This window comes from Moorena sp. SIO3H5 (assembly GCF_010692395.1).
Taxonomy (GTDB): Bacteria; Cyanobacteriota; Cyanobacteriia; order Cyanobacteriales; family Coleofasciculaceae; genus Moorena.
In genome coordinates, this window is the sequence record NZ_JAAHHS010000489.1 from 1 (window position 1) to 5,186 (window position 5,186).

Annotated in this window: 2 protein-coding genes; both read left to right on the plus strand. The window is 43.8% G+C overall.

Features of this window, described 5'->3' with window-relative positions; all coding sequences use genetic code 11:
- Positions 1-2,372, plus strand: a 2,372-nt coding sequence (locus tag F6K52_RS31945; RefSeq protein WP_293088403.1) for a DUF3769 domain-containing protein, incomplete at its 5' end; no start/stop codon positions are given.
- A 354-nt stretch (positions 2,373-2,726) separates the two neighbouring features.
- Positions 2,727-4,751, plus strand: a complete 2,025-nt coding sequence (locus F6K52_RS31950; protein ID WP_293088404.1) for an AAA-like domain-containing protein — start codon at positions 2,727-2,729, stop codon at positions 4,749-4,751.
- Positions 4,752-5,186 lie beyond the last annotated feature (435 nt).

The window sequence follows — 5,186 nt, forward strand, 5'->3', positions numbered from 1 at the left end:
TGTTTTGTTCCCCCCAGCGAGGGATTGCTCGCTGGGGGGAACAAAACCTTCCAAGTCCCCCCGAGCGAGGGATTGCTCGCTCGGGGGATTTAGGGGGCTTTCCCAAAACTACGCGATCGCCCATTCATACTTCAATTGAGCAACGCCAACCTAATAGCCAACCTCAGATTAAACCTGAGCTAACACCTGATCCTGGGAATCAAGAAAGATTCTTCGCTGTTAACTCTTACCCCAAACGATGTTCTACTCTCGAAACCTTACCCAGGCCAGATCACCCCTTGAGCATAAGTCCAAATTGCCCTTTGCCAATTTCTAGGAGCAAGCGTATTATAGCTCAAGAGCGGGGGGGAGAGACTAGAGAGTTTGAGTTAATCATCCCTGAACAATCTAACCCACCTTCCCTAGAAGAAACTGCACCACCATCAGACCAAGACTCGTCTCAACCTCAATCTGGTTCCGAGTTAGATTCCGAGGTTACTGCTCCCACAAATACCTTAGATACTAATGAGCCAGACATACTTGAACTGACTTCAGACCGTCAGGAGTATGACGACACTAGACAAGTGATTACAGCGGTGGGTAATGTTACCTTGCGGTTTCAAGATGCCTTACTAGAAGCTGACCGTTTGCAAGTCAACTTGCCTAATAAGATTGTGGTTGCGGATGGGAGTGTGGCTCTGACTCGTGGTAACCAGGTGATAGAGGGAGAGCGCTTTGAGTATTATTTTGTTCAAGATACTGGTGTGGTTTTGAAGGCTAGGGGAGAATTTGTCAGAGCAAATTCAGATTCTGGGCAAAGCACCCCAACTGAACCGGTCAGCCGTAGAATTATTAATGGCCAGCCCTTAGCTGGAATTAGTAATCCCGGAGCCTTTGCCATTGAGTTTGGTGCTAGGATTATTCCCAATTCTGAAACTGGGGCAACCACAACCACTATCCAATCCCCCGACATCGAAGGGACTATCAATCGATTCCGCTATGAAGCAGACCGGGTGGAGTTTGACGGGTTAGAAGGAGTTGCTACTAATGTCAGAATTACCAATGACCCCTTTTCTCCACCAGAGTTGGAATGGCGCACTAGAAGTGCTCGATTTAGGCGGATTTCCCCAGAAGTAGATGAAGTAATTGCTAAGAATCCTCGACTGGTGTTTGATCAAGGGTTTTCCTTGCCCACATTTCGCGAACGGTTTGTGATTGACCGCCGTGAGCGACAACCGAGTTTATTGGATTTTGGGTATGATGATGACGACCGGGGTGGTCTGTTTATTCAGCGTGGCTTCAAGGTGCTTGACACTCCCTCGGTGCGATTTAGTCTAACACCACAGTTCTATCTTCAAAAAGCCATTATTGGAGACAATGATGAAGATGAGAACAATGATGCAGAAGGTGGTGGCGTAATTGATCCCGCTAACTTTGGTTTGCTTGTTGACCTCGATGCTTCCTTAGGGCCACGCACTACACTAATCGGTTCGGCAGAACTCACTAGTCTGGATCCTGATGATCTAGAAAACGAAACTAGGGGAAGTTTGCGGCTCCGACAAACTATTGGCACTACTTACCCTCATCGCCTGACCTTGGAATCCAGCTACCGCGATCGCCTTTTCAATGGCTCTTTGGGTTTCCAAACCGTTCAGAGTAGTATTGGTGGTGTACTTGAATCACCCAAAATTCCCATCGGGCAAACCGGTTTGACCATTCGATATCAAGCTGGCGTTCAGCGTATTAACGCTAACACAGATCGAGGCGACTTGCTACCTCTGCCACCTCGGGATAACAATCGGATTAGTTTAACCCGTTATCAAGGGAGTGCAACTCTAAACTGGACACAACCCCTTTGGCAAGGTGATATATTGCCAGCAACTGCTGAAGAAGGTATGCGCTATACACCAGCACCAATTTTACCCAATGTTCAACTAAATTCATCAATTAGGGGTGTGGCTAGTGCCTATAGTAACGGTGATTCTCAAGAATTTCTCCGTGGTAGCATTGGGTTAACTGGCCAATTCGGTCATTTTTCTAAACCCTTTCTCGACTATACCGGTTTTAATATTGGCTATAGTCAAGTAGCCTTAGGCAACACATCACCATTTTTATTTGACCGAGTTGCAGATAATCGCATCCTTAATGCTGGTATTACCCAACAACTCTATGGTCCGTTTCGAGTTGGTTTCCAGACTTACCTAAATTTAGATACAAATGAGGCAATTAGGACTGACTTCTTTGTAGAGTATTCTCGTCGAAGCTACAATATTTTATTGCGCTATAATCCCGTTCAACAACGGGGTTTAGTTGGTTTACGAATTAATGATTTTAATTGGACAGGTGCAACGGAACCCTTTGATACGTTTAGTAACAGCTGGGAGGATGATTAGGGAGTCGGGAATCGGGAATCGGGAATCGGGAATCGGGAATCGGGAATCGGGAGGTCAGCATATGCGCTACACGAACGCTACGCGAACAGCGGTCAGCCGTCAGCCCTGAGCTTTTAGCTCACGCTACTTGATGAGTAACGCTAGAATTAATAGTGTTGAACTATCACACCTATCTCAAGTTAACTAGTGGATAGGTCTGGTATCCGAAATGAATCAGAGTGCATCTGACTTGTAAAACAATACTCCGAGCGATGCAGCGCTGTGTTGGCAGTTTAAGCCATAAGCAACTGTATCAATAATTGAAGGGTCAACCCCTGCTCCATTTACCGGATTTATAGATTTACAACGTTGTCAATGCACCTATTCAATAACCGGTTAATTAATGGGATTAAACGCTGGTTTAATTCCCCTGAAAGTCCTCAGAGCAGCACGACACAAAAAATACATCCTAGTGCTCGAGACCCTGATGCTCCAGATAAACCTCCCTCAACTACTAAGCTACCTAACGGCATAAGTCATCTTACCTGGCCCCCTGGTTATCGGCTACAAAAGGGTAAGTACACTATCGAAAAAAAACTAGGACAAGGTGGCCTGGGTATTACCTATTTAGCGCGAAATAAAACAGGCGATCGCATCGTTATTAAAACTATCCTTAATGATGTACTCCGCCAAGATAAGTTATTAGACTATTGGAAAATATTCGCCAATGAAGCGTTAAAGTTAGCCCAATGTAGCTGTGGGAATCCTCATCTAGTCGGCTTATGTGAAGAAATTATCCGAGAAGGTGAACTGCCCTGCCTAATCATGGAATACATCGAGGGGGAAACCTTGTCGGCTCTGGTGAAACGGCAGGGTGTGCTCTCAGAAGAGAAAGCCTTGCTCTACATCCAGCAAATTGGTAGCGCCCTCAGGGACATTCATCAGCAAGGGTTGCTCCATCGGGATGTTAAACCCAATAACATCATGGTGCGTAAGGATGGTTCTGGTGCGGTGTTGATTGATTTGGGCCTTGCGACTAAGTTTATCCCTGGGGTGACCCAAACTTATCTCTGTGCCCTGACTCCAGGTTATGCTCCTCTGGAACAATATGAGTGGCGTTCGCAACAGGGTCCCTACACCGATGTTTATGCTTTGGCCGCTACCTTGTATGTGCTCTTAACTAGAAATAAACCAGTACCAGCTGACGAGCGGGCTAAAGGAGGTGTATTACCACCACCAAAGGATTTTAATCCCAATATTAGTGGACGCATAAATCGAGCCATTCTCAATGCCATGAAATTGGTGGCTAGGGATCGCCCTCAGTCTATACCAGAATTTTTAACGTTACTTGGTATTGAATTACCAACTAATAATAGCAACAGTCATAGCACAAATAGTAGCAATAATCAACCACAGACAACGCCTAAAATTGGAGACTTTTATATAGAACGTCCCCAAGATGCTGAGTGTTATCAAAATATCTTACAACCAGGGGCGCTAATTCGGATTAAAGCACCAAAGCTGATGGGTAAAACATTACTTAGTAATCGGATTCTTGATTATGCTAAGTCTCAGGGTTATGGCACGGTTTATTTGAATCTGAATCAATTACCTTGCCATGACTTGGATATATTTTTACAGTCGTTTTGCGTGCGAGTTGGTGATAACTTAGACTTATCAGACCAGTTGGATAAGTATTGGAGTAAACGGTTATATAGTAAGGTAAATTGTCAACGATATTTTGAGCAGTATCTATTAGCCTCATTATCCAGTCCTGTAGTGTTGTGTTTGGATGAAGTAGACCGAGTGTTTCCCTATCCAGAAGTAGCTGGAGAATTTCTAGGGTTGCTGCGCACGTGGCATGAGGATTCTAAAAACAATCAACTTTGGAAAAACCTGCGGTTGATTGTCGTTTATTCTACCGAAGTTTATATTGAATTGGATATTAATCAGTCTCCTTTTAATGTGGGAGAAGCAGTAGAGTTATCAGACTTTGATTTAAACAATATTCAGAGTTTAGCTGGGCGCTATGGCTTAAGTTTATCGGTTGAATCAGGGCAACAATTAATGGAAATGCTAGGAGGACATCCTTATTTGCTGAAGCTGGCTTTCTCTACTCTTAGCAAAAATACCAACATCACCATGGAGCATCTTTTAGAAACCGCCCCCACCGAATCAGGAATTTATCGCCATCATTTGCGAGAACTTTTAAATAATCTAATTCTCCATCCCAATTTACTGGAAGCTTTCAAGAAAGTACTGACAACTACTAAACCTGTGCGTCTGGATTATCAGGCCACCTATCTGTTAGAAAGTCTGGGATTAGTCAGAGTAATCGGTAATGATTGTATTCCCAGATATAATTTGTATCGTGAATATTTTAGTAACAGGATTTTATAGATAGGGAGCAGGGAGCAGGGAGCAGGGAGCAGGGAGCAGGGAGCAGGGAGCAGGTAATAGGCAATAGGCAATAGGCAATAGGCAATAGGCAATAGGCAATAGGCAATAGGCAAAATAAATCCACTGATTGCTGATTTAGGGAGCTTGTAGGGTGGGCAAAAACTGTTTGATTGTTTTGAGTATTAATGATTATCTTACTTTGCCCACCCTACTTTAATTCCTCTAACCCCCGATTAGAAATAAATTCGGAGTTTTATTGTCCAATAAAAAAAGACCTCCTGTAGAACTGGCATCTTGCCAGTTCAAATACAAATCCGATAGCTGATATAGGGTTTATATAATGAATTGTAAACAGCGATTATAGTTTTTTCCATTCCCAAAAATACCTATATAATAGTTGATTAGCTCTTACCTCTTGCCTCTTGCCTTTTGCCT